18 protein-coding genes, 1 tRNA gene and 2 pseudogenes are annotated in these 26,788 nt (G+C 39.4%); 12 read left to right on the top strand and 9 right to left on the bottom strand.

Features of this window, described 5'->3' with window-relative positions:
* Positions 1-92 precede the first annotated feature (92 nt).
* Complete coding sequence (gene mgtA, locus ACTH6U_RS12155) at positions 93-2,795, top strand: magnesium-translocating P-type ATPase (RefSeq protein ID WP_441832285.1); 2,703 nt, start codon at positions 93-95, stop codon at positions 2,793-2,795.
* 298 nt (positions 2,796-3,093) lie between these two features.
* Here mgtA and ACTH6U_RS12150 read toward each other — a convergent pair whose 3' ends face one another.
* Entirely contained in the window at positions 3,094-3,402 is a 309-nt protein-coding gene (locus ACTH6U_RS12150; RefSeq protein WP_294107226.1) for a DUF5339 domain-containing protein, read from the bottom strand.
* A 1,046-nt stretch (positions 3,403-4,448) separates the two neighbouring features.
* Between ACTH6U_RS12150 and fliZ the strand changes: the two genes are divergently transcribed.
* A complete protein-coding gene (fliZ, locus tag ACTH6U_RS12145) occupies positions 4,449-4,961 on the top strand; it encodes a flagella biosynthesis regulatory protein FliZ (RefSeq protein ID WP_294107225.1) in 513 nt (170 codons plus the stop codon).
* A gap of 299 nt (positions 4,962-5,260) precedes the next feature.
* Here fliZ and putA read toward each other — a convergent pair whose 3' ends face one another.
* Positions 5,261-9,244, bottom strand: coding sequence for a trifunctional transcriptional regulator/proline dehydrogenase/L-glutamate gamma-semialdehyde dehydrogenase (gene putA / locus ACTH6U_RS12140; RefSeq protein WP_441832284.1), 3,984 nt, complete (start codon positions 9,242-9,244; stop codon positions 5,261-5,263).
* Between the two features lie 472 nt (positions 9,245-9,716).
* Between putA and putP the strand changes: the two genes are divergently transcribed.
* Positions 9,717-11,201, top strand: a complete 1,485-nt coding sequence (gene putP / locus ACTH6U_RS12135; RefSeq protein WP_294107223.1) for a sodium/proline symporter PutP — start codon at positions 9,717-9,719, stop codon at positions 11,199-11,201.
* A gap of 98 nt (positions 11,202-11,299) precedes the next feature.
* Here the strand turns inward: putP and cycA are convergent, their stop codons facing one another.
* Positions 11,300-12,700: a D-serine/D-alanine/glycine transporter gene (gene cycA / locus ACTH6U_RS12130; RefSeq protein ID WP_294107222.1), complete on the bottom strand. Its 1,401-nt coding sequence runs from the start codon at positions 12,698-12,700 to the stop codon at positions 11,300-11,302.
* A 256-nt stretch (positions 12,701-12,956) separates the two neighbouring features.
* On the opposite strand from cycA, the gene ACTH6U_RS12125 reads away from it, so the two are divergent.
* A tRNA-Lys gene (locus ACTH6U_RS12125) sits at positions 12,957-13,032 on the top strand.
* Between the two features lie 37 nt (positions 13,033-13,069).
* Here ACTH6U_RS12125 and ACTH6U_RS12120 read toward each other — a convergent pair.
* Both ACTH6U_RS12120 and ACTH6U_RS12115 read right to left on the bottom strand, forming a co-directional pair.
* Positions 13,070-13,397: pseudogene (locus tag ACTH6U_RS12120) on the bottom strand (tyrosine-type recombinase/integrase); the annotation flags it as partial.
* 96 nt (positions 13,398-13,493) lie between these two features.
* Positions 13,494-14,486 carry an acetyltransferase gene (locus ACTH6U_RS12115; RefSeq protein WP_441832283.1) on the bottom strand — a complete coding sequence of 331 codons (993 nt, stop codon included), beginning with the start codon at positions 14,484-14,486 and terminating at the stop codon, positions 13,494-13,496.
* A 210-nt stretch (positions 14,487-14,696) separates the two neighbouring features.
* Between ACTH6U_RS12115 and ACTH6U_RS12110 the strand changes: the two are divergent.
* Positions 14,697-14,825, top strand: a pseudogene (locus ACTH6U_RS12110) (glycoside hydrolase family protein); the annotation flags it as partial.
* A 255-nt stretch (positions 14,826-15,080) separates the two neighbouring features.
* On the opposite strand, the gene ACTH6U_RS12105 reads toward ACTH6U_RS12110, so the two are convergent.
* The 3 genes from ACTH6U_RS12105 to ACTH6U_RS12095 form a co-directional block, all read right to left on the bottom strand.
* Complete coding sequence (locus tag ACTH6U_RS12105) at positions 15,081-16,256, bottom strand: hypothetical protein (protein WP_441832282.1); 1,176 nt, start codon at positions 16,254-16,256, stop codon at positions 15,081-15,083.
* Positions 16,257-16,378: 122 nt separating this feature from the next.
* Positions 16,379-17,134 (bottom strand): DNA-binding protein, encoded by a 756-nt coding sequence (locus tag ACTH6U_RS12100; RefSeq protein WP_336430857.1) that lies wholly within the window; start codon positions 17,132-17,134, stop codon positions 16,379-16,381.
* Between the two features lie 207 nt (positions 17,135-17,341).
* Complete coding sequence (locus tag ACTH6U_RS12095) at positions 17,342-17,533, bottom strand: hypothetical protein (protein ID WP_441832281.1); 192 nt, start codon at positions 17,531-17,533, stop codon at positions 17,342-17,344.
* Between ACTH6U_RS12095 and ACTH6U_RS12090 the strand changes: the two genes are divergently transcribed.
* The 7 genes from ACTH6U_RS12090 (at position 17,519) to ACTH6U_RS12060 (ending at position 26,251) form a co-directional block, all read left to right on the top strand.
* On the top strand, positions 17,519-18,001 hold the full coding sequence (locus ACTH6U_RS12090) for a glutathione peroxidase (protein WP_441832280.1): 483 nt from the start codon (positions 17,519-17,521) through the stop codon (positions 17,999-18,001). The two genes, ACTH6U_RS12095 and ACTH6U_RS12090, sit on opposite strands and share 15 nt — an antisense overlap.
* A 217-nt stretch (positions 18,002-18,218) precedes the next feature.
* On the top strand, positions 18,219-19,256 hold the full coding sequence (locus ACTH6U_RS12085) for a LuxE/PaaK family acyltransferase (protein WP_441832279.1): 1,038 nt from the start codon (positions 18,219-18,221) through the stop codon (positions 19,254-19,256).
* On the top strand, positions 19,253-20,344 hold the full coding sequence (locus ACTH6U_RS12080; RefSeq protein ID WP_441832278.1) for an acyl-CoA reductase: 1,092 nt from the start codon (positions 19,253-19,255) through the stop codon (positions 20,342-20,344). Before ACTH6U_RS12085 ends, ACTH6U_RS12080 begins: the two co-directional genes overlap by 4 nt.
* Complete coding sequence (locus ACTH6U_RS12075; protein WP_336430854.1) at positions 20,331-21,362, top strand: NAD-dependent epimerase/dehydratase family protein; 1,032 nt, start codon at positions 20,331-20,333, stop codon at positions 21,360-21,362. Before ACTH6U_RS12080 ends, ACTH6U_RS12075 begins: the two co-directional genes overlap by 14 nt.
* A complete protein-coding gene (locus ACTH6U_RS12070; RefSeq protein ID WP_294349576.1) occupies positions 21,359-23,575 on the top strand; it encodes a penicillin acylase family protein in 2,217 nt (738 codons plus the stop codon). Before ACTH6U_RS12075 ends, ACTH6U_RS12070 begins: the two co-directional genes overlap by 4 nt.
* 14 nt (positions 23,576-23,589) lie before the next feature.
* Entirely contained in the window at positions 23,590-25,008 is a 1,419-nt protein-coding gene (amrS, locus tag ACTH6U_RS12065) for an AmmeMemoRadiSam system radical SAM enzyme (RefSeq protein ID WP_294107834.1), read from the top strand.
* A 1-nt stretch (position 25,009) separates the two neighbouring features.
* The gene (locus ACTH6U_RS12060) at positions 25,010-26,251 is read left to right on the top strand and encodes a lipase/acyltransferase domain-containing protein (protein ID WP_441832277.1); all 1,242 of its coding nucleotides are present in this window, start codon (positions 25,010-25,012) and stop codon (positions 26,249-26,251) included.
* A 108-nt stretch (positions 26,252-26,359) separates the two neighbouring features.
* Here the strand turns inward: ACTH6U_RS12060 and ACTH6U_RS12055 are convergent.
* The coding region (locus ACTH6U_RS12055) for a winged helix domain-containing protein (RefSeq protein WP_441832276.1) at positions 26,360-26,788 on the bottom strand (429 nt) is incomplete at its 5' end.

Raw genomic sequence — 26,788 nt, 5'->3', positions numbered from 1 at the left:
ATATAAAACGACGCTATCTAGCTGAAAATATAATTCTTTTTCAGTTAGATAGCATTTGAAAAAGCACATAGTGCTGTATTCGAGATAATGTTATGACTGAATTAAGACATCAACGCAAAAGCGTGAAAATACCTGCACGTCAAAAATATATTGTTGGCGAACAAGCGAGTAAAAGCATCGAGCAAGTGCTCAATGAGTATCAAACTAACATGCTTGGGTTATCTGAAAACGAAGCTTTAGATCGCTTGGTGACTGACGGTGAAAATGAAGTTGCTCATGAAAAAGCTCCCCCAGCTTGGAAACAACTAATTTCCTCATTTAAAAATCCTTTTATTTTTGTATTAATCATATTAGCTGTGGTGAGTTTTTTTACTGATTTTCTCATTCCAGAGCGTCATGGAGAAGAAACTGATTTAACTGGCGTTATTATTATCGTCACCATGGTTCTTCTGAGTGGTTTATTACGTTTTTGGCAGGAGTATAGAACGAATAAAGCCGCGGAAGCATTGAAATCCTTAGTTCGAACTACCGCAACTGTTTTTCGAAGAGATAGTAAAACTGGCCGCTCCACGCGTAAAGAAGTGCCTATCAAATGCCTTGTTTCTGGTGATATTGTTTTATTATCTGCCGGAGATATGGTGCCTGCCGATCTCAAGTTGGTTGAATCAAGAGATTTATTTATTAGCCAAGCAATTTTAACGGGAGAATCCATCCCAGTTGAAAAATATGACACGCTTGGGGATATAACCGCCAAAAGTAGTGATGCTATCTCTCCGTCAGAGAATGAATTATTAGAGATCTCTAATATTTGTTTGATGGGAACGAATGTCACAAGTGGGACTGCGAGAGGAATAGTGGTTGCTACAGGTGGAAAAACGTATTTAGGATCGTTGGCTAAATCAATTGTTGGTAGTCGGGCTCAGACCGCGTTTGATCGTGGCGTCAATAGTGTGAGTTGGTTGTTAATTAGATTCATGCTAGTCATGGTTCCAATTGTTTTATTAATCAATGGATTTACGAAAGGAGATTGGTTTGAAGCGACGCTATTCTCATTGGCGGTTGCTGTTGGTTTAACACCTGAAATGCTACCTATGATCGTGAGTTCGAATCTTGCGAAGGGTGCAATCGCAATGTCTAAGCACAAAGTGATTGTTAAAAGATTAAATGCAATTCAAAACTTTGGGGCAATGGATGTGCTATGCACGGATAAAACCGGCACATTAACGCAAGATCGTATTATTTTAGAACACTATCTGGATAGCTATGGGCAAACCGACAATAAGGTTTTGCAGTTAGCATGGCTAAATAGTTTCCATCAAAGTGGTGCTAAGAACATGATGGATCAAGCTATTGTTCGTCGTGGCAGAGGCAACGAAAAGATTGAGCAATTAAAAGGCTATCAAAAAATTGATGAGCTTCCTTTTGATTTTATTCGTCGCAAGCTATCGGTTTCAGTTATGACTCCAGAAGGAGATGCCTTATTAATTTGTAAGGGTGCAGCAGAAGAGATGCTTGCTGCATGCCAATATTATCAACAAAATGGTGAGTTGTGCTCTTTAGATGGATCTGCAAGAGAGAAAATAACAGAACTAGTTAGTCACTATAATAAACAAGGTTTTCGTGTTTTATTACTTGCAACTCGGGTGCTGAATAATTCAGAAGCGCATTTACCTTTATCTGCCAAGGTAGAACAACAACTTGAATTACAAGGTATTTTAACGTTTCTTGATCCTGCAAAAGAAAGTGCTATAAAAGCTATTGCCGCATTACGTGAAAATGGGGTGACAGTAAAAGTGCTTACTGGTGATAACGCGATTATTACTGAAAAAATTTGCCATGATGTTGGGTTAAATGTCAGTGAAATTATGAGTGGACTCGAAGTAGAGGTGCTCAGTGACGAGGAGCTGAGTGAAAGGGTTGAGCAAGTTTCTGTTTTTTGTAAGCTAACACCATTACAAAAATCGAGAATACTGAAACGATTACAAGCTAATGGGCACACAGTCGGATTTTTAGGTGATGGTATCAATGATGCACCCGCTTTGCGCGATGCTGATGTGGGAATATCTGTCGATACAGCAACCGATATTGCGAAAGAATCAGCGGATATTATTTTGCTTGAAAAGGATTTAATGGTTTTAGAGCAGGGGGTAATCAAAGGAAGAGAGACGTTCGGTAATATTATTAAGTATTTGAATATGACGGCGAGCTCAAACTTCGGGAATGTATTTTCAGTCTTAATTGCTAGTGCATTTATTCCTTTCTTACCGATGTTAGCGATTCATTTATTGGTTCAAAACTTATTGTACGATATGTCCCAATTAGCATTACCTTGGGATAAAATGGATAAAGAATTTTTAAAACGTCCTCGTAAATGGGATTCAAAAAATATCGGCCGCTTTATGATTTGGATTGGCCCAACATCTTCTATTTTTGATATCACAACATTTGCGCTTATGTGGTATGTATTTGAAGCTAACAATATATCACATGAGGCTCTTTTCCAATCAGGATGGTTTGTTGAAGGACTGTTATCGCAAACACTGGTCGTTCATATGTTACGAACACAAAAAATTCCATTTATTCAAAGTACAGCTGCCTTGCCTGTATTATTAACAACCGGAATTGTGATGGCGTTAGGACTTTATATTCCATTTTCTTCATTTGGTGAAATGATTGGATTGCAGCCTTTACCTATTGAGTATTTCCCATGGCTTGTTTTAACATTAGTAAGCTATTGTGTTGTGGCTCAGTTAATGAAACAGTTTTATATAAAACGATTTGGAACGTGGTTATAAAATAAAAATGAGGCAGTAGGGACATGCGTGTCTCTACTGCTTATTATTGATAATCTATTTAGATATTATAAGCGAGTTAGACTTAATGTTTCATATTTATTTTTCTTTGATTATAAAATAAATAATAATAAATCAGTGAGTTATGATGTATGACTTTTTATTTTAGATACTAATTTTTTATTAGATAATAAGATGGGTATTCATAGAATGGATTGTATAACAAAGCATAAAGAGGAATAGGTTTAAACAGAAAGAGCCAAAATATGACTCTTTCGTGTACTAAACTGAATTCGGCTTATTACAGACCTAAAGCAGTTTTCATTTGTTTCATTGCATCAATACCTTGCTGACAGGCTTGGTCTTGTTGATCTTTAGGCAGTGCTGCAACTTGTTTTTTGCCTTCTTCCAATTGACCTTTCATCGCATCTAACTGCGCTTTTGCTTGCGGATTTTCTGAAGCTTTTGCAATTAAACTATCAACTTCTGCGAAGTAAGCATTACAAGTTTCAGTTGCACCAGCAACTTCACTTTTCTTTTCTTCTTCAGAACAAGCAGTGATTGTCAGTGCCAATAACCCCATACTACAAGCTAAAATTAACTTTTTCATAATCAACCTTTTAAATTATTTAGTTATAAATATTGCAAAACAAAGTATATAAGAGAAGTTTTTAATATCAATTGTAACAAATCCTAAAAGTAAGATATGATTTTCATGTATTATCGTTCGTGTTAAATGGCTTTTAAATCAATGAATTAAGCTATAACTTTATTAGTGATAGTGTCTTAAATGGCATAATATAAAAATATCACTCTATAAAAATATTAAATAGTAGCTTTTATCTTATTTTTTGTTATCAGTATGTTGGTTTTTTGTTTTTCAATCTGATTTTGGTTATGGCGTTGTTATGTAGTAGATACGTATTCTAACTATTTTGCCATATGACAAACAAACTGTTCACTAAGTAAAAATAACTAAATATTATGAGCGCATTTCAGATATAAACTGAAATTTTAGAGTGTTATAACAATTTCATTCATATTTATAACTTTTTTGTATATGCAGTAAATACAGAATAAAAAATGAAAAGTGTAAATTATTTTTTACGTAATTCGGCATATGTCTGCCTATTCAATATTGTCAGAATTATAAGCTGTACATTTAAGATGCTATTATAGAAGAGAAAAGTGAGCTGAATCACAAATTTACGATTTAAACCTTTGTATGAGTATAAGATTGATTTTTAAATCAAATTTCCTTTGTACGAAACTCGAATTATCAGGTAAAGTCTTCCCCCTTAGGCCGATCGAGAATCGGAATCTTAGGTTAAAATTATGTGTACATAATTAACAATAAATATTTTTTCTTAGTTGACGCTAAATCAAATTCGTATCAAAATTTACTCGTTGTAGAAATTCGCCAAAGAGTGATAGACGAGTTAGAATGTGTCAGACAAAGGGAAATAAAATTTCTTACATTACATTCTCAGGATGAATATTCGCCTAAAGGGAAAGTAAGAAAAATAGATGCGGCTTAGGTCGTATCACTATGCAACATAGTAGACATTTTATTAATGCTATGGGCATGACATGTATGTAACAAGATTTATATTGTTACAATTTTATATTTAGACTTACACACAGGGCTTTACCATTATGTCTGCTTCTATTGTAAAGAAACGGCCACTGAGCCGTTACATCAAAGATTTTAAACACAGCCAAACTCATTGTGCACATTGTCACAAGACGCTTGATCGTATTTCTTTAGTATTCAACGATGACATCTTAAATAAAGAAGCTATCGCTGATATGACTGAATTAGTCGATGAGAGCGCGTGGGTAGAGCTGCAGGGTAAATTTACTGCACTTTGTCGTTTTTGTAGTGAAATTTACTGCAATAGCAATACTGATTATTTTGATATTATGTCATTTAAACAGTATTTGTTCTTACAGACTGAGATGAGCCATAGTACCGTTCGTGAATATGTTGTCCGTCTACGCCGTTTAGACGAACTGCTGTCTTCATCTAATTTCTCGATGAAAGAATTTGCTGCAAGCAAGGTTCAAGAGCAATTAAGTGAAAAAATGACTGATTCTGCATTCAGTAATTATAATATTGCCTTACGTAAGTATGAGCAGTATTTATATTGGGAATCAGAAAAGAACTAATAGACATTAAAACATAATAAAAATTAGGCGGTTAATCTAATTTTTTCTTGTTAATAATGAAATTGGTGTCCTTTGGACACCTTTTGCCGTTTTAGGTACACTCAAATTTTCTCAACCTTAATTAATTTTTTTGTTTGATTTAATCATGCTATTTCTTTTATTAAAAAATAAAATTTTTTTTAATATTGGTGAATGATTAATTAATATTAAGAGATTAATACGTTGGAATGAATAGGGGAGAGAGTGAGTAATATAAAGTATGACCTGAACCTAATTAAATAGGTTCAGGTCTTTGCATTTTAACCTATTGTCATGAGGCTAGCATTTCCACCTGCTGCTGCCGTATTTACGCTTAATGATCGTTCATGAACAAGTCGTTCTATACGTAAATTCGTTTCTCCACGCTCAAAACCTTGAACAGAAATTATTGGTCCTTTACGTGTTGTAACCGCTTGGCAAATGTCTTTTAGTTGGTCGCTATCTCCGTGATAAATAACCCCTTCAATTTGCCCTTGAAATTCTTGCCAGTTTTTTGTCAATGCAATAGTATTGCGCACTTTTTCTGGTAGTGACTTAAATAGTTTCTGATGAAGTTCATCTTCAGGCCACAGTGATTGGCAACCACTTGCTAATACTGCTGCCAATTGGACTAAACAATCTTTTTCATTATCACTAATACACAGTATCGTTCCGCGAGGGCGTAGGGTATAGGTATTTCGTTCACCTGTAGGTCCCGGTAATAAGCGAGAAGTTCCCGCTTGTGTGAGACGAGAAAATTGTTCGATAACCGTAGGTTCAATTAGTTGATCGTGTTTTTGTGCCCATAAAGAGAGTTCATCAAAAGGCATTAGTAACTGGGAGCGTGCACTTGCATCCATTGGCAATTCACTATCTTGTCTTTCTAGCGTGTGACAAACTGCATTTTCTGGACGTTCACTCAGTAAGCGATATAGATACAGTGGACCACCTGCTTTTGGTCCGGTACCCGATAAACCTTCACCACCAAATGGTTGCACACCAACGACAGCACCGACCATATTACGGTTAACATATAAGTTGCCGACTTTAGCTATGGCAATAACTTGATTGATTGTTTCATCAATACGGGTATGAACACCTAAAGTTAGTCCATAACCTGTAGCATTGATTTGATTAACAATTGACTCGAGATCTTCACGCTTGTAGCGAACGACATGTAGAACAGGGCCAAAAACTTCTTTTTTCAATTCACTGACATCATCAAGCTCAATCAATGTTGGCTTAACAAAGGTTCCTTCCATTTGCTCTTGCTGATCATCTTTGTTTTTAAAAGCAGCTTGGAATACCATTTTGCCTTTGCTGCGCATTTGCTGAATATGCTGTTCAATATTTTCTTTGGCTTCCTTATCAATAACTGGGCCAATATCGGTCGAAAGATGCTCTGGATTACCCATTCTGCACTCTTCCATCGCCCCTTTTAACATACGGATTGTACGTTCGGCGACGTCATCTTGAATACAAAGAATACGTAAGGCTGAGCAACGTTGACCTGCGCTATCAAATGCTGATGCAACAACATCAGTGACAACCTGTTCGGTGAGTGCTGATGAATCTACTATCATCGCATTCAGCCCGCCCGTTTCCGCGATGAGAGGGGTCGGGCGACCTTGTGCATCAAGTCTACCTGCAATATTGCGCTGTAATAGTCCGGCAACTTCTGTTGAACCCGTAAACATTACGCCGCGAACACGTTCGTCACCCACCAGTTTTGCACCAATAGTTTCGCCTTTTCCAGGTAGGAATTGCAGCACATCTGTTGGAATACCTGCTTGGTGTAAAATTGAAACCGCAATTGCGCCAACCAGTGGTGTTTGCTCCGCAGGCTTTGCAAGTACAGGGTTACCAGCTGCGAGTGCCGCTGCAATTTGTCCCGTAAAAATGGCTAGCGGAAAGTTCCAAGGGCTAATGCAAACCACTGGGCCAAGAGGACGATGGGTATTGTTATCAAAGTCGTCGCGAACTTGAGTTGCATAATAATTTAAGAAATCAACTGCTTCTCTGATTTCTGAAATTGCATTCTCATAGGTTTTTCCTGCTTCACGAACTAGCACATCTAGAAGTGGCTGCAACTGTTGTTCCATAAGATCGGCTGCACGCAATAAAATAGCTGCCCTTTCAGATGGTGGGGTTGCAAACCAAATTGCGCCCGCATCGTTCGCAATATCTAATGCATGATTGGCTTCTTGTTCAGTGGCTTCTCGTACATGACCAACAATATCACGATGGCAAGCGGGGTTGATGATAGCTATCGCTTCAGGTGTAGGTTGCTCTGATTGGAAGTCTGCACCTAATAATGGTGCGGCTATTTTTTCCTGCATTGCGGCAGTCAATAGTGCACTGGATAAAGATGCTAAGCGGTGTTCATTCGACAGGTCAAGACCCATTGAATTGACTCGGCGTTTTCCATATAAATCTCGAGGCAATGCTATTTTCGGATGTGGTAAACCTATTTGGCCTTCTGTTTTTGCCAGTTCAATAACATCTTTAACCGGATCCGCTACAAGCTCATCTAAAGGAATTGTGCCATCTGCAATACGGTTAACAAAGGATGTATTGGCACCATTTTCCAATAGTCGACGAACTAAATAGGCTAATAGTGTTTCATGGGTACCAACGGGTGCATAAATACGGCATGGGCGATTTAACTTGCCATCAGCAACTTTACCCACGACTTGTTCGTACAATGGTTCACCCATGCCATGCAAACATTGGAATTCATATTGACCTGGGTAATAGTTTTGACCTGCTAATTGATAAATAGCCGAAAGCGTATGTGCGTTATGAGTTGCAAATTGAGGATAAATTAAGTTAGGGGCAGAGAGTAGTTTACGAGCGCAGGCAATATAGGAAACGTCAGTATACACTTTACGAGTATAAACTGGATAGCCTTCGAGCCCATCAACTTGAGCCTGCTTAATTTCGCTATCCCAGTACGCACCTTTAACTAAACGGATCATTAAGCGGCGGTTGCTACGCTGTGCAAGATTAATAATAGAATCAATGACAAATGGACAGCGTTTTTGATACGCCTGAATGACAAAACCAATACCATTCCAGCCTGCCAACTGCGGCTCAAAGCACAGTTTTTCGAGTAAATCTAAAGAAATCTCTAAACGGTCAGCTTCCTCCGCATCAATATTAATACCAATATCATATTGATGGGCTTGTAGTACCAAAGACAATAAGCGTGGATAGAGTTCATCCATGACACGATCATATTGCGCACGGCTATAGCGAGGGTGTAATGCTGAAAGTTTGATTGAAATACCCGGTCCTTCATAAATACCGCGGCCGTTAGATGCTTTGCCGATTGCATGGATAGCTTGTTGATAAGACACCATATAATCTTGAGCATCTTTTTCGGTTAAAGCTGCTTCACCGAGCATGTCATAAGAATAGCGGAAGCCTTTGTCTTCTAATTTACGCGCATTGGCTAAGGCTTGAGCGATAGTCTCACCGGTAACAAATTGCTCACCCATCAAACGCATCGCCATATCAACGCCTTTGCGTACCAAGGGTTCACCACTTTTACTTAGAATACGGTTTAATGATGAAGACAATTTGGCTTCATTATGTGTTGATACTAGCTTGCCGGTAAACAGTAATCCCCATGTTGCTGCATTAACAAACATCGAGCTACTTTGACCTAAATGGGATTGCCAATTTCCATTACTGATTTTGTCACGAATAAGTGCATCACGAGTGGCTTTATCTGGAATACGGAGCAGGGCTTCAGCGAGGCACATTAGCGCCACGCCTTCTTGAGAGGAAAGCGAGAACTCTTGTAATAGCCCTTGTACTAATCCAGCTCGACCTGTGCTGCTTTTTTGATTACGTAATTTTTCAGCGATGGAATAAGCCAGCTTATGCGCTGCTTCTGCTTGCTCTGGGGGGAGTTGCGCTTGCTGCAATAGCATGGATACGGCTTGGGTTTCTGGAATACGGTACGCGGAAGTGATGGCTGAGCGTTTTACAGATTGAGGTAAAATATGTTCTGCGAAATCTAAGAATGGCTGATAATGAGTCTCTATAGCTAAATCTTCATTAATCAATTGGTTATCTTTAGCGTCCATATTGGCTGACAACTCAGGCATAAATTGTTCATTATCTAGTTGTTCTAAATAAGTATAGATAGCTTGTTTGATCAACCAATGTGAGGTGCGATCAAGACGTTGAGCGGCCGCTTTAATGCGTTCTCGAGTTGCTTCATCAAGTCTTACACCCATAGTTGTTGTGCTACTCATCTTAATTCCTCTAATTCATCAGTATTTAAAATAGAAAAGTTACACAACATTATCTCAGTGTTGCAACTTTGTGCAACATTGTTAATCATGATTGTAGCTAAAATGTGAAACAACGCTTGTTTTTATCAGCCTAAAATAATAATTATATATGTATATCAGTTAATTATAACCTTTATAAGGTTGAGGGATTAGTTAATCAATTAATTGATAATTTAACTTATAACTTTAACATTTGTGATATGGCTTCTATTTATAGAATAAAATTCGGTTAATTTCTTGTTAATTACATGTGACTTTGTTTAGCATGTGCTGGTTAAGCTAATAAAATAAGTGCAACGCAAACAATCACAACATAAATGATGAGCATGAAAAAATTGCAACTGTGCAATTATGTGCCACATCATATAGTGACAAGTTATCAATGATTTTTATAAAGATAACTCACTAATAAGTAATTCTATGGAGACAACGGATGAATGTAAGTACTCCGATGATCATCACGTTCATCGTATATATTTTTGGCATGTTGCTGATAGGCTACCTTGCTTATCGTTCAACAAAAAACTTTGATGATTACATTCTTGGAGGACGCAGTTTAGGAAGTGTTGTTACCGCCCTTTCTGCTGGAGCTTCTGATATGAGTGGCTGGTTACTGATGGGGTTACCCGGCGCTATTTTTATTGCGGGTATTTCTGAAAGTTGGATAGCCATTGGTTTGAGTTTAGGCGCCTATTTGAATTGGTTATTTGTCGCGGGTCGTTTGCGTGTACAAACAGAAAAAAATAACAATGCATTGACATTGCCGGACTACTTTACAAGCCGTTTTGAAGATAATAGTAAAATTCTGCGTATTATTTCAGCGGTCGTTATTTTAGTTTTCTTTACGATTTACTGCGCTTCAGGGGTTGTTGCAGGGGGCTTATTATTTGAAAGCACCTTTAATATCAGTTATGAAAAAGCCATGTGGCTTGGTGCATTAGCAACTATTGCCTATACATTCTTAGGTGGTTTCCTTGCAGTCAGTTGGACGGATACTGTTCAAGCGTCACTGATGATTTTCGCGCTGATATTGACGCCGATTGTGGTCATTTTATCTATGGGTGGTATTGATACTTCTATTGAAGTTATTAAGGCAAAAAACCCTGAATATCTGGATATGTTTAAAGGCATGAACTTTATCGCCATTCTTTCATTACTAGGATGGGGTTTAGGCTATTTTGGGCAGCCACACATTTTAGCGCGTTTTATGGCCGCAGATTCACATCGTACCATTCGTTCAGCTAGGCGTATTAGTATGACATGGATGGTGTTATGTCTTGGCGGCACAATTGCGGTTGGTTTCTTCGGTATTGGTTATTTTGAAATGAATCCGGGCCAAGCTGGCGCGGTAATAAAAAATAATGAACGCATTTTTATGGAGTTAGCTGGAATTCTGTTTAATCCATGGATCGCGGGTATTTTATTGTCTGCAATTTTAGCCGCAGTAATGAGTACGTTGAGTTGCCAATTACTCGTTTGTGCAAGTGCGTTAACAGAAGATTTATATAAGCCCTTTGTTCGTAAAAATGCTAGCCAAAAAGAGTTAGTTTGGGTCGGACGCTGTATGGTATTGCTCGTTGCTGCTATTGCGATTTATATTGCTCGCGACCCTAACAATAAGGTTTTGTCTTTAGTGAGTAATGCGTGGGCTGGATTTGGTGCTGCCTTTGGTCCAGTGGTTTTACTGTCGGTCACTTGGAAACGGATGACCAGAACTGGTGCCTTGGCAGGAATGCTTGTTGGTGCCATTACAGTATTAGTGTGGATGAAGTATAAGTGGTTTGATTTATACGAAATTATTCCAGGCTTCTTATTTGCCGCGATTGCAATAGTTGTGGTCAGTATGATAACTAAAGCGCCAAGTGCTATTGCACAGGCTCGTTTTGATGAAGCGGAAGCTGAATATAAAGTTAAATAGATGATAAGTTAACATATTCAGAATATATCACTTAAAAGGCCAGCGAGTTATTTTCAACTCGCTGGCCTTTTTGTCATTCATTCATTCATTCAATCAACTTAACTTACTTTACGTCTTTTAACTATTTGGTAGCCAACAAATAGGATAATAAACCAAACAGGCGTAGCAATCAGCGCTTGCCGAGTATCGTGCTGGAATGCGAGTAGTACAATCATAAAAGCAAAAAAGGCTAAGCTAACCCAAGACATTATGATACCTGCTGGCATTTTGTAACGCGAAGCTTTATGTAGTTCAGGGCGTCTTTTCCGGAAATTGAGATAGCTGTATAAGATCATGCTCCAAACAAACATAAATAATATCGCAGATACCGTCGTCACCAATGTAAAGGCATGCATGATATCGGGGATAAAATAGATTAGAACGATACCAAAACTCAAACAGATACAGGTAAAAATTAGTCCAGTTGCTGGAACGGCTTTTTTCGATAACTGGCTAAACTGTTTTGGCGCATCACCTTCTTTGGAAAGGCCAAATAGCATACGACTAGTTGAAAAAACACCGCTATTAGCTGATGAAGCTGCTGAGGTTAGTACAACAAAATTCACGATACTTGCCGCAGCAGGTAAACTGATTAGGACAAACATTTCTACAAATGGGCTTTTGTCGGCTAAAATTGTGCGCCATGGCGTAACTGCCATAATGACAATTAAAGATAATACATAAAATGCAATGATACGAATAGGTATGGCATTAATAGCTTTAGGAAGTGATTTTTCTGGGTCACGCGTTTCTGCTGCCGCAGTACCAACTAGCTCAATTCCGACAAAGGCAAATATAGCAATTTGGAAACCGGCAAAAAAGCCGCTGATCCCCATGGGGAACATACCACCATCATTCCAAATGTTACTTAATGAAGCAGTATGGCCGGCTGGTGATTGGAAGTTTATTGCAATAAGAGTCCCACCGACTGCAATTAAAGCAATAATGGCAATTATTTTGATCATAGCAAACCAAAATTCCATTTCACCAAAGAGTCGGACAGAAACTAAGTTTAAGGTTAATAGGGTGATGACACAGATGAATGAAGTTATCCATTCAGGGTAGTCGGGTGCCCAAAAGCTGACATAGGCTGTGATTGCAATAATGTCAGCAATACCGGTGATAACCCAGCAAAACCAGTACGTCCAGCCAACAAAGAAACCAGCCCATGGGCCGATTAAGTCTGCCGAGAAATCACTGAATGATTTATAGTTGAGATTAGAGAGGAGTAATTCTCCCATTGCCCGCATAACAAAAAATAGTATGAAGCCGATTATCATATAAACGAATATGATAGAGGGCCCAGCGAGTGAGATAGTTTTACCTGAGCCCATAAATAGGCCAGTACCAATTGCACCGCCAATAGCAATTAGTTGAATATGGCGGTTACTAAGACTGCGTTGTAATTGGTTACGATCAGCTGAGGGCTGAGTCGAGTTTGACGTCGCATTTTCTTCCATACAGTAAAATATCCGGTAGTGATTTATGATGTTTAGCCACAATATTTTTTTATTTATGTGGTTATGTTTGCGTTAAATATTGTGACATAAATCTCAATTATAGTAAGGAAAAGTTAGCTTACTAAAATCGAAGCGGTTATAAATCAATCTGTAGCAAATATATATTTAACATTCGCAACTTAAAATTAACTTACACAATAAAAATAGCAGAATAACATTGACTGTACCAAATGATAGGCGTTAAATATTTGCCATCGGGTTGTTAGCTCAGTCGGTAGAGCAGTTGACTCTTAATCAATTGGTCGGGGGTTCGAACCCCCCACAGCCCACCAAATTTATCAATATATTAGCCACCACTAGCATGTCATTGATTGATAACGAAACTCCAGCTTGAACAAGCTAGCTGGCCCCCTGTGTGCCTTAAATCATGAAACCTTAAGTCTTCAATTCCAGCTCTTTTTAATGCCGAGTTCCAAGAGCGATTATTGTCAACTCTCATTTTTATGATTTCCGGAGTCATTGTTCCGTCATTTCTATTTGCAGCCTCTTTGTGTACAAACACCCATTTATGATGGTTGCCAATTTGGTTACGCAGTACCTGACATGATGTATCATTTAATGCCACTCCAATGGCCTTACCTGATTTGCTATCTTCTGGATTAATCCAAGCAACTTTTCTTTGCATGTCTATATGTTTAATTACTGCAATGACATTGTAATTGGTTAGGCTACATTGGTAACTGGTGCCAATGTAGCAAATCTCAAGCGGTAAGGGAGTGATTTTCAAGCAGTCCTAATGTGTTAATTTGTTGATATTTAACTTAGGTTCAATGAACCAGTGAATGGTTGAGTTAAAAGCTAATAAAAGTGCGATGCTAATAGTTGATAATGTTAATAATATTATTACTAATAAACTATATTCCACATGAAAATAAGTTAAGGTTTGTAATAAAACAAAACAAATAATAGGATGGATTAAATAAACACCTAAAGCATTTTTTGATACTTTTGCATATTTATCAGTTGATAAAGCGAAATAAATAATGCTAGAACCTAAAACTATACTTATAAAGAATTTTAAAATATAAATAACAAAAAAAGATGATATAAAACCAGTTTTAGTCATGTCTATAATTAGCCTATTGATACTTTCCTCATGATAGAGTGCGGTTATAGCTAAAGCTGTAGTGATTACAATTATAAAATAAGGTTTTTTTCTAAGTGAAGATACTTTTTCATTATTAATTAAATAAGCAATTATAAAGAATGGGAAATATATAATAATAGAGAAAAAGCTTGATAAGTTAATTAAGTAATTACTTGCTAAATAAGAAAAAACTAATGATGCTATCAAAATACAAAATAATATTAATCTATTGGATTTTAATTTTGGAGGTAACAATAAAAAAAAAGCTTGCCAAACAGGCGTGGCTAAAAAAAACCATACTCCATTCTGGGGTTCAAAGATATAAAGTTTTAAACTTAATTCACCTGAAAAATACAGTGGAATTGCATCAACTGTTTGAAATGTTATATAAATTATAAGAGACGAAAGTAAACTAAGTTTCAAAGATTTCCACGTTGCATTCTTCGTTACGAATGCAACTATGAATACAAACATAGGAATTAATGTTAAGTCGAAAATACCAATAAGAAATGAAATCTTATTTTTATCAGCTAAATTTAAGTAGAAATTAAAAACAATAAGAGAGCTCAATATGAGCTTCAAAGTAGGCCAATATGGTTGGGTGATATTATCTGACTCAGGCTTGATTTGATGTGTCATATGCACGCCCTATATAGAAATTAGTTCATTGTACTGCATTGATATACTTATTTGAAATGAATTCCTTGGCAATAGTCAAGAAGCAATTTTAACTTATCTTGAATAAGTATTAGTCCTATGAATCTAAATCTAGGCTACTGTATCTAGTAGCTTTCTATTAACTCTAATCACGGAACGCTCCGTAGGGAGTTATTACTACGGCGGAGGAGTGCTTTCTCTTGCTCAACGCTGCTAAAGAAACTCAACTCTGACGATATTCACGGGGCATGTAATGAGCTACGTCGCTGGACTTATGCAGGTGGGAAACAATGGAAAGGACTGGTAACTAAAATGAAGTAATAGTTTTCACACAAATCAAGTGTAAATAAATATAGAAAAGAAAATAAAAATTTGAGCTTCGTTAAATGAATAAGTAAACACTAGAAGATTAAAAATAAATATATCCTCTAGTGTATTAGGTGTACTAGCTCAGACCTGATCTGACAGTTACCAATTATTTATACAGGGGTCTGTCCGATTATATCTGAGCTAGTACACATAAGCTCAGATGTCGTTTGCTTCGAATAGTAGACTGGCCATTTAATTCATTTAAAATTACTTTTTAGTATTAACTTCATCAATTTGATTAATCATCCATTTTCCATCCGTGTTGATTAACCGAACGATTAAATGAAGCGGATAAGGTTTATCTTCACCCAAGATTAAATCTACAATGGCATTTTGTTTGTTAATTGAAAGCACTTTTGCTTTGCGATTCTCAACCCATGAATCAAAGACATCTTGCGATTTTGTATAATAGTTAGCGCCACCGGGTATCCACGTCCCATCCCAATTACACCCTCGTTGATCACATTCTCTCTCTATATCACAAATAGCTTTTTGCTCTGCTGAAAATTCATTTTCATCACCATAATCACATGTAATGGAATTTGAAATTTTATCCAATAGCTCAGGTGTAATAAAAATAGACTCATAGTCGTGGTGAGATGAATAGTCCAAAGGAAGTAGGTCGTTATCATAGAAATCTAAAACAACGATATCAGGCGGTACGACTGGTAGGTCGCTCTGGTTAATGACTCTCGGTTCCAGAGTAAGTTCTTGTGTTTGAAGCCAGCCAAACGTATGAGAGCCTGTAACTGGATGTGTGTAACTCACAAAATAAAAGCCATTGATAGGTTCCGGATAGATGGCCTTAATTCGGTCATTTTCAATTAAAAAACGTTGATTATCCTGACAATGGGGGCGTGGAGCTGTGTATATCGGGGCTTTTGATGAGTTAACGAGGTAGGCTTGTTGGAGCCTATCTTTTTGAGTGTTCAATCTTTCAATTGCCGATTTATTAATATAGTCGCAACTTTCGGGTACTGTTTCCACTTGACGTGTATCGATCCAGCCCGAAACCCCATTATAGTTAAGGAGTACATATGAAGTTTCATCATTAGTGGGCGCCTGAGTTGTGAATCCAACAAAGCCTAACTGATCTCCTGGGATCACAAATATATTTTCATAGCGGCACATTTCTGATGGGAAGGCATGAAAATAGGCTCTTTCATCACCTGTTATAATAAAAGTATTTGAAGTAGATAACGATGCCCTCAATGGCGTATTATCAATTAATGTTTGGCAGGCTATTTCGTGTTGCTGGCATTGTTTAAATTTATCGCTGCTTTGACTGTATTTTTCGCAATTAAAAAGTGAATCCGATGGTTGTGCTAAGGCAATAACCTGACTGCTTAAATAGAGAGCAAAAATCGGTAAAATTGACTTCATTTGCCGGGCTCGCAAGCTAGGGTTGTTAGAGTTGAAACAAGAGATGTTAGTTTCATTATTTTTCTGCCATTTTCGATAGTTCGTAATCCATTTGGTGGGTTAATGGTGTTTTTCAAAAAACGTCAAATTCTAATAATGCCTTTTTCTTTTCTTATGTATTCAATGCAAATATTTAGCAAAGATTCAGTCAGGTAACTTATAAATGCGAGTTCTTCATCCAACCACTGATTTAACTGTTCTTTCGAAACAGTGTAGAACTCGTTATCAAGAATTGTAGAGCTGTCATTTTCTTCATAAATAAAACATCCCATCACGTCATCATATAGAACGGTGCCCATAAGATCCTTGTACAGCTCCATATCTGTGCACATTCTGTCTAGTGGGTCGAATTCCTTCATTTCAAAATATTCATCTAACTCTTCATTAGTATAAACTGCGGCTTCGATGATGTGTTTCCATATGTACTCGGGACAATGTTTTTTAGTGTGAATTAGGCTTAATCGTTCTAAGCCACTTTCTTCAATTGGCTCAGGGTATGGCGTAATGAAAGCGGAATATGCGAAAGTAAATTTACGGCGTAAAGCCTCCATCAACAATGGATTTACCTTTTCGTATTTACAATAGTCTGCATGAAGGGATTCAAACATCATTCTTAAATCAACGTAACAATTTAGTTTATCAAAAATAGTTTTGCATCTAATTACCTCATACACTGCTTGTTTGGCTTCTTTTTCATAATCTTCAATATCATTGTATTCTCTAAAAGTTTTAAGATCTTTTTCGGTTATTGTATGTTTTGCTATGTGTCTTAAGGCGCGTATTCTGCAAATAACAATTAAAATGACTAACAGTAATAACAATCCAAGAAAAAATGACATACCACATCCTTATATATTAATAATTCACATCAATCAAAAGATATAGTACCACTCCTAAGTTAAATTAATTATCGCTAAATTGTGTACACTGAAAAATAAAGTAGAGTTACAGACCTCGTTTGTGATTTCGTAATATTATTTTGTATACATTCCATCTGCCAAAACGCAGGCAATAAACATCAAGGTATTTTAATCAATGGATGCAGGTCAATAATCGCCTATTTGTTGTTTTTTTTGTTTAACTTTGCAAAGATAAGTCGCACACGATTTCAGACTTGCCATGCCATCAGGAACAGGAGCGGCTTTCCAATCTCCATGACCCGACAGCAGCGTATTGCGTGGCAATGTCGACGTCCAACTGGTTCTAGCTTTGAGGATCTCGATATGACTACTTTTCATCAACATACAGCGACTAGTCTTGGTGGTCAGCTTATCTCTATGGGCGACTACGCTGGTAAGGTGGTTCTGGTCGTTAATACCGCCAGCCATTGTGGTTTTACGCCACAATACGGTGGCCTCGAAGCACTCTACAAGAAATATGCCGTGCAGGGTTTGGTGGTGCTTGGTTTCCCCTGCAACCAGTTTGGTAAACAGGAACCCGGAGGCGCTGACGAAATCGCGCAGACCTGTCACATTAACTACGGTGTGAGTTTTCCGATGTTCGAGAAGGTAGAGGTCAACGGAACCTCAGCGCATCCGGTGTTTCGTTACCTGAAAAACGAGTTGCCCGGCCTGCTAGGTGGACGGATTAAGTGGAATTTCACTAAGTTCCTGATTGGACGTGATGGTAAACCACTTAAGCGTTTTGCACCATTTACTACCCCAGAGAAAATGGAAGCTGCAATCCTTGCTGCACTTGAAATTTAGTGTTTTGGTAATTTGAGACATTCAATTGCAGACACAGAGTTGTCTCAAGAGCCACAAATTCTGTGTGGTCTAAAATCATATATAGTTAACCCATGCCCCATATCAATAATTCAGCAAATAAAAATACAATATCCAAACATTCAGACTATTTACCTTTAGTTCAGTCAAATAATCGACAAGATGTAGGTAATAACCATGATGTTATAAGGGTAAATAAATGTCTGAGAATAATAATCCAATTGATTTACTTATTAATACCCAGGAGCCTTACGCGTTAGAGAGAAAAAATGATGCGCTATTTAATGCTGCCATGGAATATGCCGACCATTGGCATCGTGAGCATAATGCGAATTATGCAAGATTATGGGATGCTCAGCCAAAACCGATACTTCCGGTTAATTTATTTAAAACTCTCGACTTGGCCACGCAAACGAATAGTGATGGAATATGGTTAAGTAGCTCAGGCACCGGTAAGCAGGGTAAAACGGCAGTTTTCTTCGATAACCTTAGCTTAAAACGCATTGAAACTGGCATGGTTCAGATTTTCTTACATAACAAGCTAATATCTCCCTCACCAGCTCGTTTTCTACTTTTATCTCCAGATCCTGCTAAGGGCGATCATGCGGGGTTTGCCACCGCGTTTTTAAAGTTCACCCAATGTGCACCTATTGAAGAATTAGTATTTACCGTGTCGCCAGATGGTGAATTTGACCATGAGCAGGCTTGGTCAACCTTAAAGCGTTGGGCACAAGATGACGCGCCTATCTATATTTTTGGTTTAACGCTCTATTTTGAGTACCTTTGTCTTAGCCGCCCAGAAGCTTTCACATTAAAAGGCTCTGTCAGAGGGTTAAGTGGTGGTGGATGGAAAGGAATGACAAAGCAGTTAGACCGCGAACAGATTGTTCAAGGATTACAACAAACCTTACAAGCCCCCTTAGTGGATATTCGTGACATTTATGGGATGACAGAACACCCATTGCACTATATCAGCTGCCCTGAAGGTCATTTCCATATTCCGATGTTTTCTCGTTTTGCGATTATTGATGAACAGGGTGAACAAGCTCCTGAAAACCAAGTCGGTGTTATTGCTTTAGAAAGCCCATTATTTGCTTCGTTGCCGTCTCAACGCTTGCTAACTCAAGACCTCGGTTCTTGGGGACAACAGTGCGTCTGTGGTCATCCGTTACCGTTTTTACGCTATATTGGGCGAGCGACTTCTCCTGAAGGAACATGTGCGGCGCAAGTTAAATGATGGAGCAAGTAGTCACTAGAATTGCGAATATTCAGAAATGTTTAGTGGATTGTGTGAGTGAGCAGTGGCAATTTTCCAAAGATAGCGCCACACAGGCTTTTTGTCTCTCACGATTAGCTCATCTTAGCCAATCTGACAGCATTAAAGACAAATTTGAGCAGGAGCTTGGGGGGCGAAATTGGCGTCCTCCTCACCGTCTGCTGATTGTGGTTTCAGAAAACGATCCTTTGGGTACGCTTGAAGCCTTGTTAGCGGCGTATTTGATTGGCTGCAAAATTCGCATTAAATCACGAATTTCCACTCAGTGGTTACAAGTGCTTCGTCAACGTCTTGGGCTGAGTGATGATGAATGTCAAATTAGGGAGTGGGATAGCCAATCCCAAGATGACTCGCAAATCTTGTTAGGCGTCGATACTATTTTGCTAGCAGGGGGAGAAACACTCATTCGACACTATCGCCAAGTGGCACCGGCAAATATCAAACTGGTTGAGCTAGGGCCTAAAATCAGTGGGATGGCAATTATTGGTGATGTGCTTCCTCCAATAGATTTTTTACTACAAGATTTTTGCTTATTTCAGCAGCAAGTGTGTAGCTCCCCACGGTTTATTTTACTTGATAAGCCTGAATGCGCAGATGAGCTTTATCAACAACTTAAAGCCAAGCTCGATACACTCAGTGTGCTGCCTGATACTTTGCGTTTGCAACAGATGGTGCAGTATCAAAACTTCAAGTTTACTCAATTTCTTAATAAAACAGCTTTTCCTGCTTGCTACAGTGGTGCTACTGGTTGGGGGCTGACTTATCAAACGGAGTTTAACCCGACCCAATGGTTACCTGCGGGCTTCCAACTGGTTGTTGCCCCCATAGCCGAAAGTTTATGGAAGATTAAGCAACAATGGGCAGGGCAGCTACAGACATTGGGTTACCAAGGGGAATTACGCCACTTATCCTTAAATAGCTATAGTTTTACGCGCTACTGCCCAATTGGCAGTATGTTACTCCGCCCAATGAATGCTGCGCATGATGGCTTTTTCATGCTCTCTGCATTGGTATATTTTATCAATCAAGAGGGTGATGGTTTTGCTTAATCAATCCATTTTTATGACGGGGGGAACTGGTTTTATTGGCTCCCATTTAGTCAATAAACTCAGCGCATTGGGATATCAAATCACGGTATTGCAAAGAACGTCAACCTCACGAGCCGTTATAGGTCGCCCAACATTACCGACAACGATTAAAACAGTCGTTGGCGATATTTTGCATCCAGAAAGTTATCAAGATGCCATGATGGGGCATGATACGGTTATCCATCTAGCGGCAGATTACCGTGTGGGACTTCCACCTAGCCGCCAAGCACATCAAGGGATGTACCAAACCAACGTTGTTGGCACTGCGCAAGTTATTGAAGCTGCTGAACGGGCAAAAATACCGCAAATTCTGTACATGAGTACCACCGCTGCTTTTGGTGAGACTCATGGGCAACTATTGGATGAAAGCCACCGTCATAATGGGGTATTTCGTAGTTATTATGAAGAAACTAAGCATATTGCCCATGAGCTGGTGGTTAAACGTCAGCAGCTAGGTTCGCCAATTAATATTGCGATTTGCAGTGGGGTATTTGGGCCAGGGGATAATAGTGTACTGGCGCAAACAATAGAGGCGTATTTTCGTCAAAAAATCCCATTCCAAATTGCTACCACTAGTACTTTCCAGCTCTGTCATGTGAACCATATTTGTGATGGGTTAATTAAACTTCTGTCACCGGAGATCCAACGTCAAAGCTATTTATTGACGGGGGCAACGTTCTCAATGCCTGAGATTTTTCAGTTATTAAGCCAGATAACCTACAAGGATGAATTGTCCTCTAAATCGGCATCATCTTTAAAACCATTAGCTTGGATAATGGACAAACTGGCAGGTTTAGGGTTAACCATGCCGCTTTCACAAGAGGCCTTACGCATTATGGATGGCAGCTCTTATACCTATTCGAGCGAGAAAGCGCAGCGGGAGCTGGGCTGGTGTGCAGGAGAGAGCAAAAATGAGTTGATTGATGTGATAATTCAACAAAAAAACGCTTTTGATATCATAAACAAGGATGGCATATGAAACCTCAGCATTTAACTTGCCCATGGGGAACTGTTGTTGTTGCGCTTGAATCAAATCAACTGTTATCCATTAAAGCAGATACAGACTGCGCGGTATTTTTTGGCCAAGGTTATGGCACAGCAAAACTACGACTTTGGCAGTTAGATTTGAGTCGCCGGGTTGCCAGTGGGCGCTTATCGGAGATCATGGGAAATGAGGCTTTACGTACGGATATTTTTCAACGTCGATTAGGTTTACCGGAACTGGCTAAACGGGCGGCTAATCAAGATAAACTAGCTGTCAGTGACTCGTGGCAAGCTCAACAATATTTGCATATTCAAGCTTATATTGCGGGGATAAACCATGCATTGAAACAGATGAAAATCTTACCTATTGAATGCTTATTACTGCGTTATCGCCCCGAAGAATTTACGGTAGAAGATAGCTACTTATTAGGGCAACTTAAATATTTTATTAACTCTGCTTGGCAATATGAACTGTTTCATACTCGTCTTGCGAATAAACTTTCTGCCACACAACATCGTCAGCTACTGACCACATTTAGCCTAGAGGGTGAACAAATCGCTCCACTACCTTTGGATGAACAAGGTAACTACCATCAGGAAGTGCTTCAAGCATTAAAAGATGGGCTAAAGGGATTGCAATATTTAGGGTTATCTTCTCCTGATACTGGGTCGAATGTGTTTGCCGTGAATGGAACGTTAACTGCGTCCGGCAAGCCACTACTCGCCTCTGACCCACATATGGGGCAAGTTAATCCTAATTTTAATTTGTTATGCCGTTTAGAAAGTCAAGAGGGGCTAAATGTGCTTGGCTCTCACTTCCCCGGTGCGCCGGGGGTCATTGTGGGGCGAAACACACAAGCCGCTTGGGGAATGGTTGGCATTATGGCCGATAACCAAGATCTCTTCTGGGGCAAAATGGATGTGGATAAGCGGCAAGTGGAAACCGCAGCGGGCACGTTACCACTAACGCAGCGGGTACATGAGATTAAATTAAAATCAGGTAAATCACATACATTGACAACGTATGATTTTGCTCAAGGGCAGTTAGTCTCTGAAAAGAATGGCTATGGCATGTTTTTACGTTGGCCAGCGCTGGATGACCCATCTGGGGATATTACTTTTTATTCCCTCGCAAAATGCCATGATTGGAACTCATTTCGTGACTCGCTACGTTACGTAAGAAACTCCCCCATGATGGTGGGATATGCTGATGTTCATGGCGATATCGGTCTACAAACAATGGGTTATATCCCCCAACGTCATCAACAACTCGGGAGTCTACTGCTGAAACTTAGCGAACCTCAGCATCAGTGGTTAGGTTATGTTCCTTTTGATGAATTACCTTTTGAGCATAACCCAGAATGTGGTTATGTGATTTATGCGAATCAATATCAGCAGTCGTTATTCGATAATAAAGTGCCATTATCCAATCGTTGGCACTCTCCTAGCCGTGCACTGCGAATTGAGACGCTTCTCAAGCAAAGTGATCAGCACACGCTAAGCTCATTAAAAGTTATTCAAGATGATAAAACGGACTATTTTGCCCAGAAAGCATTGCCGTATTTATTGGCTTACGTGCCTGAGGATATCTATTTATCAACGTGGGATGGGAATACGGAAAATATTACCGCTTCTCGATTGTTTGAAGTGTGGTTCCAATATATTACCGATTACCTACTCAAAAAAACCCTCCGACGTGGAGCCAGAACGTTATATACCGATTTTTGGCCGAGTTACCGCTGGAATGTGTTAGCTATTCTTCAGCATCATAGTGAGGATTGGCAATATAACAGTAACGATATTGAAATGTTATTACGTGAAACCTACGCACGGGCATTGATGGCGAGTCAAAAAATGGTACTGCCACAAGTTGAATTTCAGCACAGTATCAAAAAGCCATTGTGGCTCAATAAGCTATTAACGGGGCATTATGCTTATCATGGTGGCAATCGTGAAACTATTCACGCGACTCGGCAAAATGCTGATTTTCTAACGCAATCCCACGCGGGGGAAAATAAATCCATCAAAACCAAACCTTACACATTTGGGCCGGGTTTTAAACTTCTGTCGGATTTAGATAATCAAAAAGCATGTTGGTATCTTATTAATACGCCCGCCAAAGGTTCGCCTTTTTCTTGGCAATTAAAATCGGTACTTAATGCATGGAGAAATGGCATAAGAATAGAGACTCAACTCTCTAATAATTAAAAGGAAGTGATAAAATGGCGATTATGAAGCAATGGCAAAAAACGGGGTATCCTGCGCGTTTATGGCACCCGATAGCCAATGGTGCAATACAGTGTGAATTGTGTCCACGTGCTTGCAAAATTAAGCTAGGCCGCGTGGGGACTTGCAAAATGCGACGTAATGAAGAGGGGAAACTAGTCACTCTCAATTACGGCAAATCAGTGCCAATGACCCAAGAATCCATTGAAACTGAAGCGGTATATCACTACGCCCCCGGGGAGCGCATTCTTTCCCTTGGTAATATCGGTTGTATGCTACGTTGTGATTTCTGCCAGAACTGGAGTACCAGTCAGGCTCGTTATGTCCAAGACAATAATGTGGCTTATTACAGCCCTGAAGAGGTGGTTAACTACGCGTTAAAGCATAATATTCGCGTATTATCATGGACTTATAATGACCCGATTGTTTGGCATGAGTTTGTGATGGATACCGCTAAGCTTGCCCGTGAAAAAGGGTTAAAAAATCTTTATAAAAGTGCATTCTATATTAGCGAAAAAGGCATTGATGAGTTATTAACTGTGATGGATATTTTCAGTATCTCGTTGAAATCAATGCAAGATAGCTTTTACCGTAAGCATACGGGAGGGCGATTACGCCCTGTGCTAGATGGGATCAAACAGGTTTATGATGCACGCAAAGGCACTAATTACCCACATTTAGAAGTCTCTAACCTGTGCGTGACAGAGCGCAATGATAGCCTTGACGAAACGCGTAAAGTGTCCGATTGGATGCTCAAACATTTGGACGCGGATATTCCACTGCACTATGTTCGTTTCCATCCCGATTATCAATATACCCATGTTGAGCGCACCTCTATTCCATTCTTAGAACAAGCACGTTTACAGGCTATTAGTGATGGTATGCGTTATGTGTATGTGGGGAATGTGTTTGATACTACGAGCGCGAACTCTTATTGTCCTGAGTGCCAGACCTTACTAGTGAAACGCAGTGGGTTAATTGCCGAGCCTCATCTTGATAATGGGCACTGCCCGAGTTGTCATTTTAAAACGTCGATTATTATGCCATGGGAAAAATCCAATGCGGATAAGCAATCAGTGACAATTCCTGACGGATTGATCTGTATTCATCATACGTTTCGTGGCCCAGTGCAAGCCTGCCATATTGAACAAGTGAATGAATCTGAAATTTTCTACCAGTTTGTCGCCAAAGATGGCTCTCCTGTAGGAACGATTAATACCAACAGTTGTACCCGTTTTATGCTATCGAAAAGTGATGCTAAGTCCACAGGTATCCGCTTATATCATAGAGAGAATGAGCCTTGCCAGCTTTTTGAAGTGTATGATCGAGCCCATTTTCCGGTGACTGAAGTAGAAAAAACACATCAGGGTAGTGAGAATGTACCAGTGACTTTTATTCCACTAAAAGGACGCTAGTATGCCGTTAAATCGCGGTTACTCTTACCTACGAGCCCGAATGATAATGGCGCAGTTGAGCCAACATAAACTTACCGCAAAAGTGCCCAACATTCCCATTATTTATCTACCGGGAATATTGGGCAGTAAGCTATTTGATAGAACTCAACAACGATTTATTTGGGGGGATTATCGCGGAGTGTTTACACATAGTGACTATGAATATCGTGAAACCACTGAGAATGACATCCCTAACGTATTAGCGACAGAGCAATTACACCAATTTACCATCATCCCTAAATTACTTACCACCTTGGTCACTCAAGAACTGAAAGATGTCTTGGAAGTGGGGTTAGGCTATAGGGAAGGGCAAGATTTATTCTTTCTCGCCCATGATTGGCGAGCCGATCATCGTCAACTCGTGGTGCAATTAGACCAAGAAATCGCGAGGCTAACGGCCTTATTTGGTCAGCAACAGCCATTTATTATTATTGCGCAATCAGCATCAAATTTAGCTGTACGCTATTGGTTACGTCATACCAGTGACGAGAACCGGCAAAGAATTGCCAAATGGTATGCGTTTGGTCCACCGTGGGAGGGGACATACCATGCTTGGTCTATGATGGAAACGGGGTATTATGCAGGAAGTCGGCATTTCAATGGTTTCTCTCCTGATGATATTGCAGGGTATCCTAGTGCCTACCAACTCCTTCCTTGTGATGCAAAAGCGCTAGATAGCCATGGTGGAGAGATTGAGAATTTTGATTTATATAATGCCGATTGCTGGCAACAATGGCGAATAGGCCCTTATAAAATGGGCAATGTGACGGCGCAAAATCAGCGTGTACGAGATAACCTCCCACGCTATTTAGCGAATGCGAAAACATTTCGTGAAGCTATTGCTGGCGAATGCCTGAAAGAACAAGTGGTACCGCAAACATGGTACCTCAGTGATAATAATTTAGCGGTTACTCAGGCGATTTTTGCGAGGGATCGCTGGTATTTACAGGCTAAACCCATCGCCAAACATTTTCCGCATATAGCGCCGAAGGTACTGGCAAAAGGGGACGATCACCTCCCTCTTGCTGGTTTATTAAAGCAGCGCTGCGGCCCCTTAGTGCGGGATAAATATTTCCAACCTTGGGGGGAAAGTTTTGTGTTTATAAGCCAAGCTTCAACCCATCGAGCACTGATTAACCACACACCAAATTTACGTAGTTTGGCTTTTGATATTGCCACAATTCGCAAGCAACGTAATCGTTAAAGGTTGGTTCAGATATAAGTTATAATCGCCTAAGTGGTAATTTATTTATCCCAAATTGACGAATAAAACACCCGTCAGCAGGTGTTTTATCTTGTCAGGCTGTGTGACTTATTCTTCGAAGTACCAATATCCTTGATTGATAAATTCTGTTAATTCTGCGACAAAAACTGGGTTCTCTAGCGCTTCACCGAGTTCATTCATTCCGACTTCCGTAAGCTGGCACAATATATCTGCACCTTTCATTTCTGTGGTAATCCAGCCTTCTGTATTAACGAAGAAATGTTCTCCGGCACGCATGACACGCAGGCCGCTCAGTCGTATCAGTTTTTCACCGGCATTCAGGGCGCTCAGAACTTCTTCCGGCTGATACGGTGGTTCCGCAGGTGCAATATCCAGCTCATGGCGTGGGGTGGTTGCAAAACGGCCTAACCACTGTTCAAAATCACCGGGCTTGTTGATCATTTCAATCATCATGGCACGTAGCACGGCTTGCGCATGAGTTAAATAGTTGTTAAGTCCCAAATAACACGTGCTCTC

This window comes from Providencia sp. (assembly GCF_052096715.1).
Lineage (GTDB): Bacteria > Pseudomonadota > Gammaproteobacteria > Enterobacterales > Enterobacteriaceae > Providencia.
This window is presented reverse-complemented; position numbering and strand designations above follow the sequence as displayed.

Coding starts and splice junctions, on each gene's coding strand:
- ACTH6U_RS12080 (WP_441832278.1), top strand. CDS start 19,253: ATGATGGAGCAAGTAGTCACTAGAATTGCGAATATTCAGAAATGTTTA.
- ACTH6U_RS12115 (WP_441832283.1), bottom strand. CDS start 14,486: ATGACACATCAAATCAAGCCTGAGTCAGATAATATCACCCAACCATAT.
- fliZ (WP_294107225.1), top strand. CDS start 4,449: ATGTCTGCTTCTATTGTAAAGAAACGGCCACTGAGCCGTTACATCAAA.
- ACTH6U_RS12150 (WP_294107226.1), bottom strand. CDS start 3,402: ATGAAAAAGTTAATTTTAGCTTGTAGTATGGGGTTATTGGCACTGACA.
- ACTH6U_RS12105 (WP_441832282.1), bottom strand. CDS start 16,256: ATGAAGTCAATTTTACCGATTTTTGCTCTCTATTTAAGCAGTCAGGTT.
- ACTH6U_RS12100 (WP_336430857.1), bottom strand. CDS start 17,134: ATGTCATTTTTTCTTGGATTGTTATTACTGTTAGTCATTTTAATTGTT.
- ACTH6U_RS12060 (WP_441832277.1), top strand. CDS start 25,010: ATGCCGTTAAATCGCGGTTACTCTTACCTACGAGCCCGAATGATAATG.
- ACTH6U_RS12085 (WP_441832279.1), top strand. CDS start 18,219: ATGTCTGAGAATAATAATCCAATTGATTTACTTATTAATACCCAGGAG.
- amrS (WP_294107834.1), top strand. CDS start 23,590: ATGGCGATTATGAAGCAATGGCAAAAAACGGGGTATCCTGCGCGTTTA.
- ACTH6U_RS12095 (WP_441832281.1), bottom strand. CDS start 17,533: ATGAAAAGTAGTCATATCGAGATCCTCAAAGCTAGAACCAGTTGGACG.
- putA (WP_441832284.1), bottom strand. CDS start 9,244: ATGAGTAGCACAACAACTATGGGTGTAAGACTTGATGAAGCAACTCGA.
- ACTH6U_RS12075 (WP_336430854.1), top strand. CDS start 20,331: ATGGTTTTGCTTAATCAATCCATTTTTATGACGGGGGGAACTGGTTTT.
- putP (WP_294107223.1), top strand. CDS start 9,717: ATGAATGTAAGTACTCCGATGATCATCACGTTCATCGTATATATTTTT.
- ACTH6U_RS12070 (WP_294349576.1), top strand. CDS start 21,359: ATGAAACCTCAGCATTTAACTTGCCCATGGGGAACTGTTGTTGTTGCG.
- mgtA (WP_441832285.1), top strand. CDS start 93: ATGACTGAATTAAGACATCAACGCAAAAGCGTGAAAATACCTGCACGT.
- ACTH6U_RS12090 (WP_441832280.1), top strand. CDS start 17,519: ATGACTACTTTTCATCAACATACAGCGACTAGTCTTGGTGGTCAGCTT.
- cycA (WP_294107222.1), bottom strand. CDS start 12,700: ATGGAAGAAAATGCGACGTCAAACTCGACTCAGCCCTCAGCTGATCGT.